This window comes from Streptomyces sp. NBC_01497, from assembly GCF_036250695.1.
GTDB lineage: Bacteria > Actinomycetota > Actinomycetes > Streptomycetales > Streptomycetaceae > Streptomyces.
The window spans coordinates 5,543,976-5,565,877 of record NZ_CP109427.1; the positions used below are offsets into that span (position 1 = coordinate 5,543,976).

Sequence of the window (21,902 nt, forward strand, 5' to 3'; positions counted from 1 at the left end):
GCACCCTTACGTCGTGACTGTGGATCCCCTCGTGCGCGAGGTCGTCGGCGCGTATCTGTCCCTGACCGACGCCGCCGTTCCTGGCCTGGTGCAGGGCTTGTACCTGACGGGTTCCGTGGCGCTCGACGACTTCCTGCGCCGTCGCGGGGACATCGACTTCGTCGCGGTCTCCGCGGTGCCGCCGTCGCCTGCCCAGACCGCGGCGCTCCAGCAGGCGCACGCGCGGCTCGCCGGGCATGTCCGCAGGCCGTTCTTCGAGGGCCCGTACGTGACCTGGGACGAACTCGCGGACGATCCGGCGGACGCCGCACCGGGGCCGTACGCGCACCGCGGCGGTCTGCTGCCTGCCGTGCCGCACGGCAGGCAGCCCGCGACCTGGCAGGTGCTCTCCCGCCACGGTGTGACGATGCGCGGGCCCAACGCCCAGGACCTCACGATCGACACGGCCCCGGGCGAACTCGTGCGGTGGGCGCGCGAGAGCCTCGCGCGCTACTGGCGACCGTGGTGGGAGCGCAGCTCGCAGCCCCTCACCTCGGAGGGGCTCGCCGCTCTGGGCGCGGAGGCCACCTCGTGGGGGGTGCTGGGCGCCAGCAGGGCGCACCGGGCGCTCACCACGGGCGAAGCGGTGTCGAAGACGGCGGCAGGGGAGTACGCGCACACCGCGTTCGGCCCCGCCTGGCACCGTGTGGTGGAGGAGTCGCTACGGGTGCGGCGGGGCGACGGGGGCCGCTCCCGCTATGCCACCCCGGTGGGGCGGCGCGCGGACGCACTGGCCTTCGTGGACATGGTGATCGAGGACGCGCACGCCCGGTTGTGAGCGATGGCCCCGCCTGACGGTGCGTCGGGCGGGGCCATCGGTCGAGCGTGCGGGCATATGGGCCCCGGGATCAGGCCTCGCTGTCGCCCTCGGCCTCTTCGAAGTACGCGTCGAGCACGGCGTCGAGCCGGGTGCTCCACTCCTTGAGGGCGGTGCGGCTCGGGGCCTCGGCGTCGGCCTCGTACGAGCGGCCGAGGTGGGTGTGCACGATCACACTGAACCGCTTGCCGAAACGGGGGACGGCGACCTCGACGGCGCCGATCTCGTCCCACCGGAAGTCGGCTTCCTGGTCGTCCAGGGTGAAGTGCACACCGCCGTGGCCGGCCGTGATGGAGGCCCGCCGGTCCGACGCCTCCAGGCTGGGACCGTCGCCGGCTCCTTCCGTGGCGTCCGCCGTCTCGGTGGTGTCGCCGGGGTCGTCCGCGCCGGCCGGGTCCGCGGGCCTCGCCGTATCCGCGGGCGCCGCGGCCCCGGGTGTCGCCGGATCCGACGCGTCGGGATCGCCGGCCCCGGCCGGCGGATCACCGGGCTCGGACCGCTCGGAGGGGTCGGTGCGGTCGGGTCGGGACGACGAGGACGTCGCCGTCGTGGTCCCGGTGTCCTCGGCCTCGGGGGCGCGAAGGTTCACGAGACCGGGCACGTACGCCGGGTCCACACCGGCCCCGACCGCCGTTACGGGCTGGATGTTCGTATCGCTGCGCTGCTCCACGGCCGGAAGTATGGCGGAACATCCTGTGCGGGGAAAGCCGCGCAGGGCCTGGGGTGATTGACATGCAAGTAAATACTTGCATGATGGGGGTGTGAGTACGGAGATGGATGCGGTCTTCAAGGCCCTCGCTGACCCGACGCGCCGGTTCCTGCTCGACCTGCTGCGGCAGGAGGGCGGCCGGACGCTGGGCGAGCTGTGCACGGGACTCGCCATGTCACGCCAGGCGGTCACCCAGCACCTCGCGGTGCTTGAGGCGGCGAACCTCGTGAGCACCGCGCGCAGAGGGCGGGAAAAGCTGCACTACCTCAATCCGGTGCCGCTGCACGAGATGCAGGTGCGGTGGATCGACCGGTTCGAGCGGCCCCGGCTGCGGGCGCTCGCCACGATCAGACAGAAGGCGGAGGACGCGATGAGTGACAGGCCGACGTTCGTGTACGTCGTGTACATCGAGAGCACGGCGGAGAAGGTCTGGGAGGCGCTGACGGACGCGGATCTGACGGCCGCCTACTGGGGGCACCGCAATGAGTCCGACTGGCGGGAGGGCTCCGCCTGGCAGCATGTGCGCGCGGACGGCTCGGGCGTCCGTGACGTCGTCGGCACGGTGGTGGAGTCCGTGCGGCCCGCGCGCCTCGTGACCACCTGGGCGGCCCCGGACGCCCCCGAGGGCCGGGCGCCGTCCCGGGTGACGTACGAGATCGAGGCGCACGAGGCGATCGTGAAGCTCACGGTGTCGCACGAGGACCTGCCCGACGAGGCGGAACTGGCCGGGATCTCCAAGGGCTGGCCGGCCGTGCTGTCGAACCTGAAGTCGTTCCTGGAGCGGGGCGCCGCCCTGCCCACGGCCCCCTGGTCGATGTGAGCCCGGGCGCTCGCGGCACGCGCGCCCGACGCTGACGGCGCGTCCCGCTCCCCGCAGGCGCTGCACGGCGGGCCGGCCGGGTGACGCCCGCAGGTCCCCGTACGTCCTGCCGCCCACCGGCGTGACGTCCTGCCGCCCACCGCCGTGTCCCGTACGCGGCGAGGCGCACCGGAGCGTCCCCGCACCTCGGGAAGCACACCGAGGCGTCGTTTCCGTACGCCAGGAAGCACACCGCGCGGAAGCGGGGCGCCACCGCCGGGCGCTCCGACGCTGCTACGGTGCGTCACCGGAGTTTCACTCGACGTCACCCGGGAGTGTGTGTGAAGGTCGTCTGCGTCGGAGGCGGGCCCGCCGGCCTCTACTTCTCGATCCTGATGAGACTGCGGGACCAGGATCATGACGTCACCGTCTACGAGCGCGACCCCGCCGGATCCACCTACGGCTGGGGCGTCACGTACTGGGGCACGCTGCTCGACAAGCTGCGCGCGGGCGATCCCGTCTCCGCGCGGGCCGTCGAGGACGCCTCCGTGCGCTGGAGCGACGGTGTCGCGCACGTACGCGGGACGACGACCCGGCACCAGGGCGACGAGGGGTTCGGGATCGGCCGGCACCGCCTGCTCGAACTGCTCGCCGGCCGGGCCCGGGACCTGGGGGTGCGGGTCGTGCACGAGCACGAGGCCGAGCCGGGGGAGGTGGCGGACGGCGCGGCGGGCGCGGGTCTCGTCGTCGCGGCGGACGGCGTGCGCAGCGCGCTGCGCGGCCGGTGGTCGGGGCACTTCGGCACCGAGGTCGCCGTCGGCCGCAACCCCTACATCTGGCTCGGCACCACCAAGGTCTTCGACGCCTTCACCTTCTCCTTCGTGGAGAGTCCGCACGGCTGGATCTGGTGCTACGCCTACCGCTTCAGCGCCGAGGCCAGCACGCTGGTGGTGGAGTGCGCGCCGGAGACATGGCGCGGCCTCGGCCTCGACCGGGGGAGCGAGAGCGACAACCTGGCGCTGCTCGGCGGCCTCTTCGCGGACGTGCTCGACGGCCATCCGCTCACCGGCCGCGGCGGCGGCGAGGAGGGGCCGGCCCAGTGGCTGACCTTCCGGACCCTGACGAACCGCACCTGGCACCGGGGCAATGTCGTCCTGCTCGGCGACGCGGCCCACACCACCCACTACTCCATCGGGGCCGGGACGTCCCTGGCACTGGAGGACGCGCTCGCCCTGACGTCCGCGCTGCACGCCGTGCCGTCGGCCGCCGCGCCCTCGGCGGCCCCGGCCGGCGCCGCCCTGCCGGACGCGGCCGCTCTGGACGCGGCGCTGACCCGTTACGAGGATGTCCGCCGGGCGGAGTTGCTGTCGGTGCAGAGCGCGGCGCGCTACAGCGCACGCTGGTACGAGGACCTGCCGCGCTACCTGCGGCTGCCCCCGGAGCAGATGTTCGCGCTGCTCGGACAGCGTCACTCGCCGCTGCTGCCGTACGTGCCGCCGCAGCTCTACTACCGGCTCGACCACGCGGCCGGGCGGCTGGAGTCTCTGCGCCGGCTCAAGCGGTGGCTCGGCCCGCGGCTGGCCGGCTCGCTGCACGCCCGCGCCCACGGGCGCGACTGACGCCCGGTCACCGCCGTCGGCCGGAAACCGCCGCTCGCGGTCGGTGCCTCCGGCGGGCGCGGCCACCGAGGGCGGGCCCGTACGGTGGCGGCGACCACCAGAGGCCCGGCCGATGGCGGTCCGGTGGCTGTGACGGGGGTCCCGGGCGGCGATCGCCGCTGGTCCGCGAGAGTCGGCGGAATGTGGCCCGAGGCGGGAACCAGCGATGAGCAACCACCCTGCGGCGCGGGCGTGTTAGCGGCGGCGCTCATGGACGTCGGGGCGGCGGCGCGGAAGGTGGTCACACCGGAGCAGTACCTGCGGGTGGCCGTCGCCGTGCGGGAGAGCCCGTACGGCCCTGGCGTGGGAGGCCCGCGAGCTCGCGTCCCGGGCGCAGGTGGGTGTGGCGGAGTACGGGTCGCCGCGCTCGCGCACCGTCCTCGTCAGGACGGTCGAGGCCCGGCCGGGCCCCTGATCGCTGCCGAACCGCCGTACTCGGTAAGGAGGTCGCCCCGGTGTGCGAGCGGGAAGCGGCGGTTGCCGGCCGCGAGGCGGAGCGACGACCTCGCGTGGGAACGGGACGGGCCGGGTCGAAAGGCGCGGGGCCGGGGCGAAAGGTGCCGGGCCGGGTCCGGCGCCGCCCGGGCAGGGGTCCGGGCGGCAGCCGGGCCTTCTGGTCCGGGGGGCACCTCCGCGTTAGGGTCTCGCCGTGTACCTGTCACCCCAGGTGCTCCCTCACGCTGGAGGAACCTTCCGTGCGCAAGAGAGTCATCGCGTCCACCGCCCTCGCCCTCGGTCTCTCCCTCGCCGTGCCCGTCACCACGGCCTCCGCGACCGCCGACGGGCCCCACGCGGGCCCCGGCGCGCCCGGTATCGGCGACCCGTACTACCCGACGTACGGTAACGGCGGCTACGACGTCTCGCACTACGACCTCGACCTCGACTACCAGCCGTCCACGGACCGCCTCTCCGGGACCGCCGTCGTCACCGCGACCACCACCCAGGGGCTCACCAGCTTCGACCTCGACTTCGCCCTCGACGTCAGCTCGGTGCGCGTCGACGGCCGCCCCGCACACTTCACGACCAGCGGCGAGCAGGAGCTCGTCATCACACCGCCGCGCACCGTCCCGCGCGGCCACCGCATGACCGTCGCCGTGACGTACTCCGGCGTGCCCTCCACCGTTCAGAAGTACGGGTTCACCTCCTGGCAGCGCACCCCCGACGGCGGTGTGGCCGCCAACGAACCCGAGTCGGCCTGGTGGTGGTTCCCCAGCAACGACCACCCCCTGGACAAGGCGACGTACGACGTCACGGTCCGGGTGCCCAAGGGAGAACAGGCCGTTTCCAATGGCCTGTTGCTGTCCACGCGGACCGCCGGCGGCTCCACCTCCTACCACTGGCGGCAGGACGACCCGCAGGCCACGTACCTCGCCACACTCGCCGTCGGGCACTTCGACATCACCCGGAGCCGCACGCGGACCGGTGTGCCGGTCATCAACGCGTACAGCACCGCGCTCGCACCGGCGGTCAAGGCCAATGCCCAGGCCAGTGTGGAGCGTACGGGCGAGATCATCGACTTCCTGAGCGGGTACTTCGGCCCGTACCCCTTCGACGCGGCGGGCGGCTACGTCCCGAACGTGCAGTCCCACTTCGCCCTGGAGGCGCAGACCCGCGTCTTCTACAGCCCGTCCTTCTTCGCCGCGACCACGGACACCTCCGTGGTCGCGCACGAACTCGCCCACCAGTGGTGGGGCGACGACGTCTCGCTGGCCCGCTGGTCGGACATCTGGCTCAACGAGGGCTTCGCCGGCTACGCCGAGTACCTGTGGGCGGAGCACGAGGGGACCGGCACGCCCCAGGAGTTGGCGCAGAAGGTCTATGACAGCCACCCGGCGGACGACCCGTTCTGGACCGTGAAGCCCGGCGACCCGGGCGCCGTCGACCAGTTCGACGACGCGGTCTACGACCGGGGCGCTGTCGCCATCCAGGCGCTGCGTGACACGATCGGCGACCGGGCCTTCCTGAAGCTCCTCAAGACCTGGCCCGCGCAGCACCGTTACGGCAACGGCACGATCGCCGAGTTCGAGAAGCTCGCCGAGCACCTGTCGGGCCAGGACCTCGGCGACTTCTTCCAGACCTGGCTGTACACCCCGGCCAAGCCGGCCGTCTTCCCCGCCGGGCACTGAGGCCCGGCGCGCACGGAGCCGGCGTCCCCGGCCCCTCGGGACGGGGGACGCCGGCGCGACCGGCCGGCGACGGACCGGCCAGGGCCCGGCCGCAGCCCGACCGCTTGTGTGCTCCGCGGTCGGGTTGCGGGTCAGCCGCGGGTCAGCCGCGCGTGAAGCGCAGCGTCCGCAGCTCGAACGGGCGCAGCGACACCGTCACCACGTCGCCCGTGCGCTGCGGCGCGGGAGCGTCGGCGAGCGGCCGCTCCAGCAGGTCGGTCGCCACCGCGCCGGTGACCGGGAAGCCCGCCGCCAGCGTCGCCGTGGCCCGGCCGCCGCGCGCCTCGTGGAAGCGCACCACGATGTCGCCGCTGCCGTCGTCGGCGAGCTTCACCGCGGTGACCACCACCGCGTCGTTGTCGAGTGTGACGAGAGGCGCGACGTCCCCGCCGCCACTCAGGCGCCGCTCGGGCAGGTTGACCCGGTAGCCCTCGGTGACCGCGTCACCGACCGTGGCGCCGGGCACCAGCGCGTGGTGGAAACGGTGCACGCCCTGATCGGTCTCCGGGTCGGGGAAGCGCGGGGCCCGCAGCAGCGACGCGCGCACCGTCGTGGTCGTACCGCCGTCCTCGGCCCGCACCGTACGGGTCACGTCATGGCCGTACGTGGAGTCGTTGACGAGCGCGACGCCCCAGCCGGGCTCCTCCAGGTGGACGAAGCGGTGGTTGCAGGCCTCGAACTTCGCCCACTCCCAGCTGGTGTTGGTGTGCGTCGCCCGGTAGACGTGACCGAACTGCGTCTCGGACGCGTACCGTTCGGCGTGCACATCGAGCGGGAAGGCCAGCTTGAGGAACTTCTCACTCTCGTGCCAGTCGACCTCGGTGTGGATGTCCAGACGACCGCTGCCCGCCGCCAGGGTCAGGGTCTGCGTGACCTTCGACCCGCCGAAGGACCGGACGATCCGGACCGCCGAGTCATGCTGGAGCGCCGTGAGTTCCTCGACGTCCGTGAGGTCGGCGCCCGTGTTGCGGTAGAAGGCGTCGACGTCCCAGGCGTCCCACTGGTTGGGGAAGTCGGGGTGCAGCTGGAGCAGGTTCGCGGCCTGCCCCGGCGCGACGGCCTCGCGTCGCGCCGCGATGTCATAGGCGGAGACGACCAGGCCGCGTGCGTCGATCTCCACCCGCAGCAGGCCGTTGTCGAGCACGAAACCGCCGTCGGCGCGGCTGCCGACCGCCGTGGCACCCGACGCTACGGGCGCGGACGCACCGCCCGCCGGTACGCCACCCCGGGTGTGCGGGGCGCCGTTGAAGACCAGCGGCCGCTCGCCCGCGCCGGCGAGGGCGCCCTGGGCGGCGTCGATGATGCCGTTCAGTTCGCCCGCGACCTTCGCGTAGGTCGCGCGGGCCTCGCGGTGCACCCAGGCGATGGACGAGCCCGGCAGGATGTCGTGGAACTGGTGCAGCAGCACCGTCTTCCAGATCCGGTCCAGCTCCTCGTACGGATACGGGAAGGAGGCCCGCACCGCCGCCGTGGCCGCCCACAGCTCCGCCTCCCGCAACAGGTGCTCACTGCGCCGGTTGCCCTGCTTCGTCCCCGCCTGGCTCGTCAGCGTCGCCCGGTGCAGCTCCAGATACAGCTCACCCACCCACACCGGCGGATCGGGATACTCCGCCTCCGCCTTCGCGAAGAAGTCGGCCGGCTTCTCCCAGGTCACCGTGGCAGAGCCGTTCAGGTCCCGCAGCCGCGCGGCCTTGGCGACCATCTCGCGCGTCGTCCCGCCGCCGCCGTCCCCGAACCCGGTCGGGGCGAGCGAGTGCCGCGCCACACCCTTGTCCTTGAAGTTCCGCTCGGCGTGGGCGATCTCGCTGCCCTTCATCGAGCAGTTGTAGGTGTCGACGGGCGGGAAGTGCGTGAAGATCCGCGTCCCGTCGATGCCCTCCCAGTTGAACGTGTGGTGCGGGAACGTGTTGGTGGCCGACCACGAGATCTTCTGCGTGAGCAGCCGCTTCGACCCGGCGGCCTTGATGATCTGCGGCAGACCCGCCGCGAAACCGAACGTGTCCGGCAGCCACGCCTCGTCGTTCTCCACCCCGAACTCGTCCAGGAAGAACCGCTTCCCGTGCACGAACTGCCGGGCCATCGCCTCCGACCCCGGCATGTTCGTGTCCGACTCCACCCACATCCCGCCCGCCGGCACGAACCGCCCGTCGGCGACGGCCTTGACGACCTTTGCCCACACCTCCGGGCGGTGCTCCTTGATCCACGCCCACTGCTGAGCCTGGGACATGGTGAAGACGAAATCCGGCTCGTCCTCCAGCAGCGCCGTCATGTTCGACGTCGTACGGGCCACCTTGCGCACGGTCTCGCGCAGCGGCCACAGCCAGGCGGAGTCGATGTGCGCGTGGCCGACCGCGCTGATGCGGTGCGCCGCGGGATGCGCGGGCTCGGCGAGGACGCCCGCGAGCTCCGCCCGCGCGGCCGCCGCGGTGCCGTTCACGTCCTGCAGGTCGACCGCGTCCAGCGCCCGGTCCACGGCCCGCAGGATCTCCCACCGGCGGCTGCCCTCGACCGGCAGCTCGGCCATGAGCTCGCCCAGCACCTCCAAGTCGATGATCAGTTGCCAGACCGTCTCGTCGAAGACGGCGAGATCCATCCGGGCGAGGCGGTACTGCGGCTCGGACCCGGCGGTCTCCCGGTCGCCGAGCGGCGTCGGCAGGAAGGGGTGGTAGTCCAGCAGGACCGGGTTGGACGCCGCCTCGATGTGCAGCCGTACCTCCTCGCCGCCCTCGGCGCGCTCGGCCACCCGCACCCACTGGTTACGGGGGTTGAGACCCTTCACCGGGGTGCCGTCGGGCCGGTAGACGAGGCCCTCGCACTGGAAGCCGGGCATGTTCTCGTCGAAGCCCAGGTCGAGGACGGCCTCGACGGTCCGGCCCGCCCAGGCGGCGGGAACCGTACCCGTCACCCGGAACCAGCTCGTGCCCCACGGGGCGCCCCAGCGGTCGCCGACGCGGACGGGGGAGGGCTCGGCGGCGAGGCCCTCCGCGACCGGGACCGGTTCGCCGGGCGCGGTCCACACCGCCACCTCCATCGGCACGGCCTCGGGATATACGGCGGGCCTGATGCGCTCGTCGAGGACGCGCTTGAGGCGGGCCTCGACCAGAGAGCGGTCGTCATGCATGAGAGGTGGCTCCGTTGCTGGTGCTGGTGCTGGTGCTGGTGCTTGTACAGGTGGTGCGGCTGGTACGGGTGAGACGGTGCCGCTGACGCCGCTCGCCGCTCGGGGGAGGACGTGGCGGTGTACCACCGGCACTGTGGTGCGTCGGGGCGGGCGGCCCCCGCCGCCCTGTGCTGGGGACTCAGCCTGTCACAGCGTCCGGAGCGACCACCTCGGTGATCCCCCGCTCCGCGAGGTGCTGCTTGTCGTCGGCCCGGCTCGCGAGCACCGTCGTCGGCCGCACCCCGTCCGCGCACAGCCGCGCGAACGCCTCGAAGACCGGGCCTCCGGGCGCGCACACCGAGCGGCGGGGCGCGGTGTCGTCGTCACCCGCGTCCACCACCAGGGCGGTGGTGCGCGGCGCCGGGGTGTACGGGCGCTCCCGCCATGACCTCGCGGCCCGTGCGACGGCCTCGCCCGCCGGCTTGACCGCGCCGTCGGAGGTCAGCAGCCCGAGGCCGTACTCCAGCTCGGGGAAGTCGGCGAGCGAGCGGGAGACGTCGTGCGAGCACCACCAGGTGACGCCCCACAGGTCCGCGCAGTCCAGGGCACCCGCGAGGGTCGCCTCGGTGAACTCCGCGGCCCGCTCCGGCGGGATCAGCGGCCCCGGCGCGCCCACCTCCTGCAGCCACACCGGCCGGTGCGGCTCGTGCGCCCAGGCCTTCGACAGCTCGATCAGGTACGCGGCGTGCCGGACGGTCGCGGTGCCGTCCGGTCCGTGGCGCTGCGCCGTGCCGTTGAACACCCACGAGTGCACGGCGGTCATCGCGCCGAGGCGGGCCGCGTGCGCGGGCGTGAACGGCTGGTCGTCCTGGTACCAGGCGGCGTCGTACTCGGCGTGCAGGTGGGGGCGGCCCGGCGCGCCCTCCTCGCAGGCGGCGAGCAGCCGCTGCAGCCAGGTGCCCGCCTCCTCGGTGGTGACGCGGTCCGGGTCGGGGTGCGGGTCGGCCGCGAACTGGGCGACCTCGTTGCCGAGGGTCATGCCGATGAAGTTGGGCCGGTCGGCGAGTGCGGCGGCCAGTGTCCGCAGGTAGGCGGCCTGCCCCGCGACGACGTCCTCGTCGGTGAAGAGGTTGCGGCGGTGCCAGGTCCGGGTCCACGCGGGCAGGAAGTCGAAGCTGGACAGGTGGCCCTGGAGGCCGTCCACGTTGACGTCGAGCCCCCGCTCGGCCGCCGCGTCGGCGAGCTGGACGAGCTGCTCGACGGCGCGCGGCCGGATCAGGGTCCGGTTGGGCTGGAAGTACGGCCAGATCGGGAAGACGCGGATGTGGTCGAGGCCGAGCGCGGCGATCGAGTCGAGATCGGCGCGTACGGCGTCGATGTCGAAGTCGAGCCAGTGGTGGAACCACCCCTGGCTGGGTGTGTAGTTGACGCCGAAGCGGACCGCAGGGGGCATGACGTTCCTGGTTCTGTGGAGCGGGTGCGTGGGGGCAGGACGGGGTGGCACAGGCCGGGACGGGGTGGCACGGTGGGGCCCGGACGAGGCGGTGCGGGGGGACCGGGACGGGACGGGGCGGTGCGAGGGAGCCGGACGCGGGTCCCGGTACGAGCGGGCCGGGCCGGGTGGCGGTCCCCGGGGGCGGGCGACGCGTGACGGACCCGGCCGCCCCCGCCGGACAGGGGCGCCGGCGACCCGACGGCGGCGCGGCCCGCGCCCCGCGTGCTGCCGTCCTCGCGCCCGCGTACGGCAGCGCCGCAGGCTTACGGCACCGGTCACCGCGGTCCGCCCGCTCAGCCCTTGACGGCGCCCTCCCCGACACCGCGGAAGAAGTACCGCTGGAGGCAGGCGAACAGGATGATCAGCGGCACGACGGCGATGACCGTGCCGGCCGCCACGAGCCGCTGGTCGTCGGCGAACGTGCCGTGCAGGTAGTTGAGTCCGATCGTGAGCGTGAACTTCGTGGAGTCGCTGAGCACGATCAGCGGCCACAGGAAATCGTCCCACGACCCCATGAAGGCGAAGATGGCCACCACGGCGAGGGTGCCCCGGACCGAAGGCAGGGCGATCCGGAGGAACCGCTGCCAGGCGTTCGCGCCGTCCACGATGGCTGCCTCGTCCACCTCCGGCGGGAGGTGGAGGAACGCGTTGCGCATCAGCAGGACGTTCATCGCCCCGACACAGCCGGGCAGCAGCACGCCGAGCAGTGTGTTGTTGAGCCCGAGCGAGCGCATCGTCTGGAACTGGGCGATGATGATGCCCTCCACCGGGACGAGCATCGCCACGATGAACACGAGCGTCAGCAGCCTGCGGCCCCGGTAGCGCAGCCGGGCTATCGCGTATCCGGCGAGCGCCGAACCGACGCAGTTCGTCAGGACGTTGGCGCCCGCGACCTTGAGCGAGTTCAGTGCGTAGGTCCACACCGGGATGGTGTCGGCGACACGGGTGTAGTTGTGCAGGGTCGGGTGCGCGGGCAGGAACGACGGGGGTGTGCTGAAGATGTCCTCCGTCGGCCCCTTCAGGGAGGTGGCCAGCTGCCAGACGAACGGGCCCACCGTCAGGGCCAGGACGGCGACGAGCAGTACGTACCGTACGACCAGTTCCCAGGGGGCGACCCGGCTCCCGTGCTCGTCGGTGAAGCGGGCCTTCTTGCGCGGCTCGAGTTGCCCGGGGGCGGTGTGGTGCGGGTGTCCGGCCTCATCGCGGCCGGCGGCGCGGTGGCCGGTGGTGGAGCTCACGCTTCCTCCTTGCGGTCGGCGCGCAGCACGAGCAGCATCAGCCCGACGGTGATGACGAACACGACGACGGACAGGGCGGAGGCGTAACCGACGCGGCCGGTCAGGCCGGTTCCGGTGCGCTCCACGAGCATCACGAGCGTGGTGTCCTCGCCCGCCGGGCCGCCCTTCGGCCCCGCCATCACGTAGACCTCGGAGAACACCTTGAACGCGGCGACCGAGGAGAGCGCGGCCACCAGGACCATCGTGGAGCGCACGGCGGGGACGGTGACGGAAAGGAAGCGGCGCATCGCGCCCGCGCCGTCCACCGACGCCGCCTCGTGCAGCTCCCGGGGCACGTTCGCGAGGGCCGAGAGATAGATGATCATGTAGTAGCCGAGGCCCTTCCACACCGTGACGAACATGGCGCTCAGCAGGAGCAGCCACTGGTCACTGAGGAAGCCGACATGGCCGATCCCCACCTCGTCGAGCACCGCGTTGATCAGCCCGCGGTCGTCCAGCATCCACACCCAGATCAGCCCGACCACGACGATCGAGGCGACGACCGGTGTGTAGAAGGCGCTGCGGAAGAACGCGATACCGGGGATCCTCTTCTGCACCAGCAGCGCGAGCAGCAGCGGCAGGACCACCAGGGCCGGCACGACCACGACCATGTACAGCGCGCTGTTGCGCAGGCCGATCCAGAACATGTCGTCGTGCAGCATCTCCGTGAAGTTCGCGAACCCCACCCACTGGCCGGCGACGAGAGCCCGGCGGTCGGTGAAGGAGTCGACGAGCGTGGAGATGAACGGGTACAGGATGAAGACGCAGACGACCACCAGGCCGGGTGCGGCGAACAGCCAGGGCGTGAAGGGCAGATGGCGCCGGGCGGCCCGGGGGCCGGCCGGGCGCGGAGCCGCGGGCCGGGCGCCGGACGCGGAGCCGGGCCCGGGGCCCGCCCCCGCGCCGGCGAGGGAGCCGGCGGCGGTGGCGGGCCCGGCGGTGGGGCTGGTCATGGTGTGTGCCGCTCCCGCTCTCAGCTCTGCTTCAGCAGCTGGTCGCAGGACTTGACCGCCGCGTCCATCGCGGCCTGCGGGGACTCCTTGCCCTGGAGGGCCTTGGCGACCTCGTTGCCGAGCTCGGTCTTCATCTGGTCACTGAAGACGACGGGGGTGTAGTTCACCGCGTTCTTCAGGGACTTGGCGGCGGCTACCCGGACGCGGGCGGTGTCGGTGCCGTCCTCCTTGGTGAAGTACGGGTCGTCGAGTGTGCCCGCCGTGCTCGGGAAGATCGCGGCCTTCTTCGCGAACGACAGCTGGTTCTGCGAGTCGGTCACGAAGTGGGCGAAGGCGATGGAGGTCGCCTTCTGCTTGGTGGCCTTGTTCACCATCAGGCCCATGACGTACATGTTGACCTTGCCGGTGCTGGTGATCTGGTTCGTGATGCCGATGTTCTTGTAGAGCGTCGGGGCCTGGGTCTTGAAGTTGCCGAGGTCCAGCGCGCTGCCCGGGTTCATCGCGACGGCCTGGGTGAGGAACTTCTGCCCGGCCGAGTCGGGGGTGGCGGTGAGCGCCTGCGGGTCGAGCGCGTGCGCCTTGTAGAGCTTGACGTACTGCGTCAGCAGGTCGACGCCCTTGGCGTCGTTGAAGCTGAAGCCGTCGCCCTTGCTGTTCATGATCTGCACGCCGTACCGGCCGAAGTCCTCGATCGTGGGCACGTTGGAGAGCGTGGCGATCTTGCCGTGGCTGTTCTTCGAGATGGTGAGCGCGTCGCTGAACAGCTGGCCGTACGTCGTCGGCGGCTTCTCCGGGTCCAGGCCGGCCTTCTTGAACAGGGCCTTGTTGTAGAAAAGCGGGCCGGTGTTGAGGTACCAGGGGAAGGCGTACGTCCCCTGCAGGCCCGGCACTTCGCTGCTCGCCCAGGCGCCGGGCAGGTACTCCTTCTTGTACTTCGCGGCGGCCGGGTCGCTGTCCAGGTCGAGCGCGAGGCCCGCCTGCGCGAGTGGGGCGCCGAGGTCGGGGGAGACGTTGACGACGTCGGGCAGCGTCCCGCCGGAGGCGTCGGCGCTCAGCTTGTCCGCGTAGTTGTCGGCGGGCTGGTCGACCCATTTCACGTGGGTGCCGGGGTACTTCTTCTGGAAGTCCGCTATGAGCGTGTTGAAGTACGTCTGGTAAGTGGCCTTCAGATTCCACGTCTGGAAAGTGATCGACCCGTCGATCTTGCCGGAGCCGGAGGCCGAGGACCCGCCCGAGCTGCCGGAACCTCCACCGCAGGCGCTCAGGGGAAGAAGGACGGCGACCGCAGCGGCGGCTACGGCCGCCTTCTGGGGGACTCTGCTGGAAAAGCGCACGGCAAACGGCTCCTTTGCTCAACCCGGGCGTGGCGCGGTGCCCGCCCGCCAGGCCGGGGCCCGGGGCGGTGACTGCCGCGCAGCAGACCTTGCACGTCGTCCGGATGAAATGTCAATGCATCTGGCGGGCGGAAAAGCGATCCGTCGATGAACATGCAGGTCACCGGCGTACGAAGGGTGTCGATGATCAAGAACTAATGCGCTTTAGGTGATCGTGGCTCAAGCGCTTTAGTCACCAGGCCCCATGGGCTACGCTGGCGCCCCTACCGTCACCGAGGGGGCAGGCATGCCGGTTCGACGCTCGTCCGCACGTCGCCCGACGATGAAGGACATCGCACAGCGCGCGGGGGTGTCGGAGAGCGCGGTGTCGTTCGCGCTCAACGACCGCCCCGGAGTCTCCGACATCACCCGGGACCGGGTGCGCCGCGTCGCCGAGCAGCTGGGCTGGCGCCCCAGCGCCGCCGCCCGCCAGCTCTCCGGTGAGGGCTCGGCGACGGTGGGCCTGGTGGTCGCCCGCCCGGCGGACACCCTGGGCGTCGACTCCTTCTTCCTCCAGCTGATCTCGGGCATCCAGGAGGGCCTCGCCAGCCGCCATCTCGGGCTGCTGTTCCAGGTCGTGGAGGACGTGGACGACGAGTGCGAGGTGTACCGGCGGTGGTGGGCCGAACGCCGGGTGGACGGTGTGCTGGTGGTCGACCCGCGGACGGACGACCCGCGCCCCGGACTCCTCGCGGAACTCGGCCTGCCCGCCGTCATCATCGGCGGTGTGCCCGGTCGGCAGCGGCCCGACCTCTCGACCGTGTGGGCGGACGACGCGGGCGCGATGGCCGCCGTCGTGGACCGGCTCTACGCGCTCGGCCACCGGCACATCGTGCACATCGCGGGCCTGCCCGACCTCGCGCACACCGAACGCCGCATCAGGACGCTGCGGGCCGAGGCCGAGCGGCGCGGGCTCACCGGTGTGCGGTCCCTGACCACCGACTACTCGGACACCGAGGGCGCGGCGGCCGCCCGCAGCGTGCTCACCTCACCGGACCCGCCGACGGCGCTCGTGTACGACAACGACGTGATGGCGGTGGCCGGCGTCGCCGCGGCGTCCGCGCTGGGCTTCTCCGTACCGGGTGACGTCTCCATCGTGGCTTGGGAGGACTCGGCGTTGTGCCGGATGGTCCACCCCTGGCTGTCCGCCCTGACCCGGGACACTCTCGCCTTCGGCCGGACGGCGGCCACGGAACTGCTCTCGCTGCTGGACGGCGCCCCGGCCCGCACGGTCCAGGTGCCGGTGCCGCGCCTCATCGAACGGGAGTCGACGGGCACGGCCAAGTCCGGCGCGTGACACGGAACTTGGCCCCGGGGGCGCCCAGTGCCCGACCATCCGGGTGCCGAGGGTGCCGAGGGTGCCGAGGGTGCCGAGGGTGCCGAGGGTGCCGAGGGTGCCGAGGGTGCCGAGGGTGCCGAGGGTGCGGGGTGTCCGGTGTCCACCGGGTGGAGTGTGACCGGCATCGTCCGCACACCGGGCCGCGCGGAGGTGCGCGTACCGGCTCGGATCCTTGGTGCGGGCCCTGCGGGCGGCCACGCCGCGCGCCTCGCCTGTCAGCCTAATGGAATTTATTGTTTGCCTAAACATATTAGGCAAGCTAGCCTCGCTGCACATGCGACCCATCACCGAGACGGAGATCCGTACGTCCTTCGTCAACTGCTCCAAGGGCGAGGCGACGCGTCTCGGCCTCCCACGCGACCTGGACGAGTGCCCGTTCGACGACCTCGACTTCCTCGGCTGGCGCGATCCGGGCGCTCCCGAGCGTGCCTATCTGGTCGCCGAGTACGACGGCCGTCTCCTGGGCCTGTCCCTGCGGTCGGTGACCGCGGCGGCACGCGGTTTCACCTCGCGCAGCATGTGCTCCCTGTGCGTGACGACCCACGTCGGAGGCGGTGTGGTGCTGATGGCCGCGCGCCGTACCGGCGAGGCCGGGCGGCAGGGCAACACGGTCGGGAAGTACCTCTGCACCGACCTGGCCTGCTCCCTCTACATACGGGGCAGGAAGCGGACGTCCGCGGGCAAGGGCCTGGACGAGACCCTGTCCCTGGACGGGAAGATCGCCCGCACCCGCGACAACCTGACCGGGTTCATCGCCAGGGTGATCGCCTGAGCGCGCCCGTGCGGCCCGGGCCGAACATCCCTGTGCCCGTACGTCCGTATGCCGGTGGGTCCGGGGGCCGCGCGTGCGCCCGTGCGCCCGTGAGTCGTCCGTCACGTAGAGAAGCGCCCGAGGCCGCGAGGCCCCGGGCGCTTCTCTACGTTCTGTCTCTTCGTTCTGTCTCTTCGTGCCGCGGTGGTCCCCGCCGGGGCGGGGCCTGTGTCAGCGGGCCGTGGTGGCCGTGACGTCCGCCGAGTTCACGTAGATGGTCCGGTGGTTGAACTGGACCTGGTAGTACGTCTCGCTGCCCGTGACGACCTGGCCGCCGGCCTTGAAGAAGTCGTCGGCGGGCGTGGCCGGCTGGTCGGCGACGTACGCCTGACCCACCGGGATCTTGTAGTTGGCGGCCGTGAGCGGCGCCTGCGTCGACGGGGACAGGCCCGCCGGGTACTCGGACGCGGCCGGGTAGGCCTGGCCGTAGACCGGGGCGGCGGTGGTGCCGGCCGTCTTGATGATCTCCACGCCCGTGGTGGGGATCGTGTACTTGCCGGACGGGTTGTAGATCCAGCCCTCCTGGCCGTCGTACCAGATCGCCGTCCAGTCGCCCTTGCGGTCGGCCACCACGAACTGCTGGCCGGCCTGGACGTGGTCGCTCCAGTCACTGATCGAGTCCGTGCCCGCCGCCGCGTCCGGGTGGACCACCGGGTCGAGGAAGAGCGGGGCGTCGGAGCTCGGAGCGCTGCGCACGAACAGGGAGTTCGACGGCTGCGGGATCTCGGCGCAGGCCGGGGTGGCGCCGGACGGGTCGTCCGAGGGGCAGACGGTGTACGTCTGCTCGTCCTTCGTGCTGAACTTCGGGGCGATCGTGACCACCGAGCCGGTCTTGCCCACGCCGCGGGCGCCCGAGTCGACCGGCGCGCCGAGCAGCCGCATGAAGCGGCTCCAGTCCCAGGCCGTTCCCTTGTCCCAGTGCTGTGCGGCCAGGTTCGAGTCGAGCGAGCCCGGAACGTTGTCGTGGCCGAGGATGTGCTGGCGGTCCAGCGGCACGCCGTAGCGCTTGGCGAGGTACTTCACCAGCTGGGCGGTCTGCTGGTACACGGCGTCCGTGTACCAGTCGGCGCCACGCGCGGTGAAGCCCGCCTGCTCGATCGAGACCGAGTGCAGGTTGTAGTGGTAGTTGCCGACCGCGAACGCGAGGTCCTTGTTCGCCATCAGCTGGGTGGTCGTGCCGTCCGTGTCCATCAGGTAGTGCGCGGCCGTGATGGCGCCGGGAGCGTCCAGTTCGTCCTTGGCGCTCGCGAAGGAGCCCTCGGCGGTGTGCAGGACGATCCGGTCGATCTTGATGCCGTTGGCGGGCCGGTCGGAGGCCTGCCCGTTCGCGGCGATCGTGACCGGGTCGAACGAGCAGTCCATCGAGGACGGGCACTCCGCGCCGGTCGTCGAGGGCTTGTTCTTGAGCTTCAGCTTGTTCATCTGGGTAGTGGCCGGCTTGGCGGAGGGTTCCGCGGCGAGCTCGACCGTGTTGCCGCCCGAGGACTTCCGCTGAGCACCGGACTTGATGGTGCCGAAAACGTTGTCAACGTAGCTCGTCGCGGCCTTCTTGTCCGAGAACTGGCTGTACTTGGCGACAGCCGCCGTCCAGTCGGACGGGTTCTTGGACAGGGTGCCCGAGAGTGACTTCTGGTACGAGGCGAGCAGTGCCGCCGCGCCTTCGAGGTTGGAACGGCGGTCCGTTCTGAGCTTGCCGGCGGGGATGCCGGTCAGCTTGGCCGCCGTCTGCAGGGTGTGCATCTCGGGGTGGTCGACCATCGACGCGAGGTCGGATCGGCCGCCGGCACCCGCGTCACCGTTGACGAGCATGTCCTTCGTCACGTCGGTGAGGTCGGCGAGTCCGTAACCGCCCTTGTTGTTGTACCCCTTGTGCGACTGCCAGCCGGACTCCTCGTGTGTGATGCCGAGGAGTACGGACGTCGGCACGTCGTACTTGGCGGCGGCGGCCGAGAAGTCTGCCTGCGCGCTCGTGTCCTGGGGGGATTCGGTCTGCGCCTGGGCAAAAGTGGGCAGGAACGCGAACGCTCCCGCTGCCACGGCGCCGCTCGCGACGGCCGCTGTGAGCCATCGCTTCGACTTCCGCTTGTGCAAGGTCCTACTCTCCGTCCAACTCTGAGCATCGTGTCGTCGACAGGGGCGATGGGGGCACTCTCCGTAGAGGACGCGCAAGGTTCCGGGGCCTGCGGCCCTGGTGGTGAGGCGTCTTGGCCCTCGGTGTACGTACACCTGTGCCAGGAGAATCTACGTCGGCCGGGAGTGTTGGCCGAGGCGCCACGCCATGGTGATGAGCACATCAACGACATGATTCTTGTAGTCGTTGGGGTTCCACAGCGTCAACTCGTCCAGGTGCTCGACAGGTGAACGAGGTGTGACGGCAAGGGCCCCGGCTCGTAAGGGAAAACACCGCTTCCGTGCGAGGTGTGCCGCTCGGGGACGTGTCCCCGCACCCCGTGGGCACCGGGCCGAGGGCGTGTCGGGCGGTGGCGCGGGGCGGAGTGGGACTTCGTACGGCGCGGGCCGAACGAAGCTGCTCCGGCGGCGCGTTGCTCCGCGTGGACGGGATGTATGCCATGACATAACGGCACTTTCCCCGTCGTTCGCGGTGGCCCGATCTTTCACGCTTCTTTCACCGTGTTCGTCGCGGCGGGGTCGCTCCCGTTGCGACCTCCGCCCGGGACCGCGCGGAGAGGGGACGGATCGGTCGGATCACGGGGCTGCCCGGTCGCGCGGAGGGGCGGACCGTGCGGAGGGGCGGACCGTGCGGAGGGGTGGACCGTGCGGAGAGGTGGACCGTGCGAGCCTCCGGAGCCGGGTGGGACCCACCCGTCGGGTGTGTCCCACCGACCGGGTGTCTCCCGTGACGGGACGCGTCCCACCGACCGGGTGTCGCCCGTGGACGGGACGCGTCCCACGGACCTCCGCCCGCGTCATAATTCGGGCGGCGTCGAACGGCCCGGCGGTTCGGAGTCCCGGCGAGGGCGGGTCCCCGGCGGAGGGTCCTCCCCCGACACGGGTCACCGGCCCGGACTTGTGGCAAGTGGCCCAGAGCATTCTGACGGCCCGTCGGCCCGGCCGGGCAGGTGCCGGCCGTGCGTTCGGCGCGGTGGGACCGGCCCCCGGAAGAGGTGGGTGCTCCACGCCCGAGAGGCGCGTGCGGTGGCGGGGTGCAGGTGATTCCCCGGGCGTGCACGGCCGGGGCGGTGCCCTGTGGCCCTCGGGTATGTCAGGGGCGGGGCGTGGACGGGCCGGGAACGTCCCGAAAGCGCTGCCGGGCGGCAGGTGGGGAAATCAGGACGAAAGCGACGTCCGGCAGTGGCAAGAACCCGCCGCGAGTCATCCCGCGACGGGCTGGAAGTGGCCCCTGGCCTGCGAAGGTATGGCGCCCCCGGCAGGACTCGAACCTGCGGCCAAGCGCTTAGAAGGCGCCTGCTCTATCCACTGAGCTACGGGGGCCGGGTGATGCTGGGTCGGTCCGGGGACCGGCCGGGTCAAGGATAGGGGTCCGGTTGCCTTGGCCCGGTTGCTTCACGTGCGTGGCACGATGTGGAGATCCAGTGAAGTGAACTGATAATCGCAGGCGATGTCCGATCTCGCAGCGGTTTTTGCCGTCCACGCCCCGGGTGTTGTGCACTCGTTATGCCTGCGCCCCACTCGCCCCATCTGTCCCTCCAGGTCCCCCGTACGGTACCCGGTCGGATTCTATCGGCGCGCAGAGAGGGCTATACGCTTCAAAAAGCGTCCTAAATTGGGCATTCTTCGCATGTGGTGACCTTGGAAGTACGGCCTGAGCTGATCGACGCACTCTCCGCCCTGCGCGACCGTGTCGCTGCCGTGCGTCTTCCCCTGCCCCTGCCCGGTGCCCCGCGCGCCCGGCAGAGCCGGGGGGAACTGCTCGCGCAGCTGGACGACTACCTGTTGCCCCGCCTGAGGGAACCGGACGCCCCGCTGCTCGCCGTGATCGGCGGCTCCACCGGCGGCGGGAAGTCCACGCTCGTCAACTCCCTGGCCGGGCGGCAGGTGAGCGAGGCGGGGGTGCTGCGGCCCACCACGCGCACACCCGTGCTGGTCTGTCACCCCGAGGACCATCACTGGTTCGCGGGGACCCGTGTCCTGCCCGGATTCACCCGTGTGTGGCTGCCGCAGGACCGCGAGCAGATCCCGGCGCCCTCCCGCGGCGCCGACGGCCGCGGCGTCCTCGTGGTGGAGACGGAGGCGGGTCTGCCCCGCGGCCTCGCACTCCTCGACGCCCCCGACGTCGACTCCCTCGTCGTGGAGAACCGGCTGCTCGCCGCCGAGTTGATCTGCGCGGCGGACATCTGGGTGATGGTCACGACGGCGTCGCGCTACGCGGACGCCATCCCGTGGCACATGCTGCGTGCGGCCAAGGAGTACGACGCGACCCTCGTGACCGTCCTCGACCGGGTCCCGCACCAGATGATCGGCGAGGTCTCCCGGCAGTACGCGGCCCTGCTGACGCGCGCGGGACTGGGAGAGGTGCCCCGGTTCACCATTCCCGAACTGCCCGAGTCGACGGGCGGGGGACCCGGGCTGCTGCCCACGACGGCCGTCGCGCCGCTGCTCACCTGGCTCGCGCACCGCGCGAACGACCCGGCGGCGCGGCAGCAGACCGTCGCCCGGACGACGACCGGCGTCGTCCGCTCACTCAACGTACGGATGCCCGAACTCGCCTCCGCCGTGGCCTGCCAGCACGCGGCGGCCGGGCGCCTGATGAACGCCGTGGACGAGGCGTACAGCACGGAGGGAGACCGGGTGCGGCGGCAGCTGCGCCACGGCGCCGTGCTCGCGGGCGACGCCAGGACCCGCTGGCGCGGCTATCCCCGCGACAGCTCGGCCCGCGAACTGCTCGACTCGCTCGTGGAGAGCCTCGCGGCCCTGCTCCAGTGCGCGGTCGCCGCAGCCGACGAGCAGATCGTGCGTGTGTGGGAGCACGAGCCCGCCGCGCAGGGCCTCACCATGCCGGGCAGGGACACCGAGACCGCGGACCGGATCGGCCTGCGTATCCGGCGCTGGCGGCGTGAGCTGGACGAACTAGCCGAGGAAGAGGTTCGCGAGCTGGACCGCGCCGCGGCCCCCGAGTCCGAGACCGTCTCCGCGCTGCTCGCCGCCTCCCTGCTCGGCGGGCGCCGCGCCCGCACCGCGGGGGAGCGGCTCGCCGAGTTGCTGGGGGCGCAGGGGGCGCTGCGGCTGCGTGACCAGGGTGGCGCACTCGTCGCCACATACATCGACCGTGTGCTGCACGGGGAGCGCGACCGGCGCCTTGCCCCGCTGGAGGCCCTGGGCGTCGCGCCCGAGCCGCAGGCGGAACTGATCGCCGCGCTGTCCGTACTCCAGAAGGAGACGAGGTAA

General features: G+C 71.8%; 14 protein-coding genes and 1 tRNA gene. 7 read left to right on the forward strand and 8 right to left on the reverse strand.

Features of this window, described 5'->3' with window-relative positions; all coding sequences use genetic code 11:
* The first annotated feature begins 13 nt into the window (after nucleotides 1-13).
* Entirely contained in the window at nucleotides 14-817 is an 804-nt protein-coding gene (locus OG310_RS23340) for a hypothetical protein (RefSeq protein WP_329457824.1), read from the forward strand.
* A 70-nt stretch (nucleotides 818-887) separates the two neighbouring features.
* Here the strand turns inward: OG310_RS23340 and OG310_RS23345 are convergent, their stop codons facing one another.
* Nucleotides 888-1,526 carry a hypothetical protein gene (locus OG310_RS23345; protein ID WP_329457825.1) on the reverse strand — a complete coding sequence of 213 codons (639 nt, stop codon included), beginning with the start codon at nucleotides 1,524-1,526 and terminating at the stop codon, nucleotides 888-890.
* A 103-nt stretch (nucleotides 1,527-1,629) separates the two neighbouring features.
* Here OG310_RS23345 and OG310_RS23350 point away from each other — a divergent pair, with 103 nt between their 5' ends.
* The 3 genes from OG310_RS23350 to OG310_RS23360 all read left to right on the forward strand — a co-directional run bounded on the left by OG310_RS23350 (nucleotide 1,630) and on the right by OG310_RS23360 (nucleotide 6,148).
* Nucleotides 1,630-2,385, forward strand: a complete 756-nt coding sequence (locus OG310_RS23350) for an ArsR/SmtB family transcription factor (RefSeq protein WP_329460329.1) — start codon at nucleotides 1,630-1,632, stop codon at nucleotides 2,383-2,385.
* 320 nt (nucleotides 2,386-2,705) lie between these two features.
* Nucleotides 2,706-3,983 (forward strand): FAD-dependent monooxygenase, encoded by a 1,278-nt coding sequence (locus tag OG310_RS23355; RefSeq protein ID WP_329457826.1) that lies wholly within the window; start codon nucleotides 2,706-2,708, stop codon nucleotides 3,981-3,983.
* 734 nt (nucleotides 3,984-4,717) lie between these two features.
* Nucleotides 4,718-6,148, forward strand: coding sequence for a M1 family metallopeptidase (locus tag OG310_RS23360; protein WP_329457827.1), 1,431 nt, complete (start codon nucleotides 4,718-4,720; stop codon nucleotides 6,146-6,148).
* 142 nt (nucleotides 6,149-6,290) lie between these two features.
* Here OG310_RS23360 and OG310_RS23365 read toward each other — a convergent pair whose 3' ends face one another.
* From OG310_RS23365 to OG310_RS23385, 5 genes are all read right to left on the reverse strand, one after another.
* The gene (locus tag OG310_RS23365) at nucleotides 6,291-9,308 is read right to left on the reverse strand and encodes an alpha-mannosidase (RefSeq protein WP_329457828.1); all 3,018 of its coding nucleotides are present in this window, start codon (nucleotides 9,306-9,308) and stop codon (nucleotides 6,291-6,293) included.
* Between the two features lie 178 nt (nucleotides 9,309-9,486).
* Complete coding sequence (locus tag OG310_RS23370; RefSeq protein WP_329457829.1) at nucleotides 9,487-10,740, reverse strand: glycoside hydrolase 5 family protein; 1,254 nt, start codon at nucleotides 10,738-10,740, stop codon at nucleotides 9,487-9,489.
* A gap of 335 nt (nucleotides 10,741-11,075) precedes the next feature.
* The gene (locus OG310_RS23375; RefSeq protein WP_329457830.1) at nucleotides 11,076-12,020 is read right to left on the reverse strand and encodes a carbohydrate ABC transporter permease; all 945 of its coding nucleotides are present in this window, start codon (nucleotides 12,018-12,020) and stop codon (nucleotides 11,076-11,078) included.
* A complete protein-coding gene (locus OG310_RS23380) occupies nucleotides 12,017-13,012 on the reverse strand; it encodes a carbohydrate ABC transporter permease (RefSeq protein WP_329457831.1) in 996 nt (331 codons plus the stop codon). The genes OG310_RS23375 and OG310_RS23380 overlap by 4 nt, the downstream gene beginning before the upstream one ends.
* Before the next feature lie 20 nt (nucleotides 13,013-13,032).
* Nucleotides 13,033-14,346: an extracellular solute-binding protein gene (locus OG310_RS23385; protein ID WP_329457832.1), complete on the reverse strand. Its 1,314-nt coding sequence runs from the start codon at nucleotides 14,344-14,346 to the stop codon at nucleotides 13,033-13,035.
* Between the two features lie 286 nt (nucleotides 14,347-14,632).
* On the opposite strand from OG310_RS23385, the gene OG310_RS23390 reads away from it, so the two are divergent.
* Nucleotides 14,633-15,682, forward strand: a complete 1,050-nt coding sequence (locus OG310_RS23390; protein WP_329457833.1) for a LacI family DNA-binding transcriptional regulator — start codon at nucleotides 14,633-14,635, stop codon at nucleotides 15,680-15,682.
* Between the two features lie 316 nt (nucleotides 15,683-15,998).
* The gene (locus OG310_RS23395) at nucleotides 15,999-16,496 is read left to right on the forward strand and encodes an FBP domain-containing protein (protein ID WP_329457834.1); all 498 of its coding nucleotides are present in this window, start codon (nucleotides 15,999-16,001) and stop codon (nucleotides 16,494-16,496) included.
* Nucleotides 16,497-16,706: 210 nt separating this feature from the next.
* On the opposite strand, the gene OG310_RS23400 is transcribed toward OG310_RS23395, so the two are convergent.
* Both OG310_RS23400 and OG310_RS23405 read right to left on the reverse strand, forming a co-directional pair.
* Nucleotides 16,707-18,626 (reverse strand): N-acetylmuramoyl-L-alanine amidase, encoded by a 1,920-nt coding sequence (locus tag OG310_RS23400; RefSeq protein ID WP_329457835.1) that lies wholly within the window; start codon nucleotides 18,624-18,626, stop codon nucleotides 16,707-16,709.
* Nucleotides 18,627-19,912: 1,286 nt separating this feature from the next.
* A tRNA-Arg gene (locus OG310_RS23405) sits at nucleotides 19,913-19,988 on the reverse strand.
* A 318-nt stretch (nucleotides 19,989-20,306) separates the two neighbouring features.
* On the opposite strand from OG310_RS23405, the gene OG310_RS23410 reads away from it, so the two are divergent.
* A complete protein-coding gene (locus OG310_RS23410; RefSeq protein WP_329460330.1) occupies nucleotides 20,307-21,902 on the forward strand; it encodes a dynamin family protein in 1,596 nt (531 codons plus the stop codon).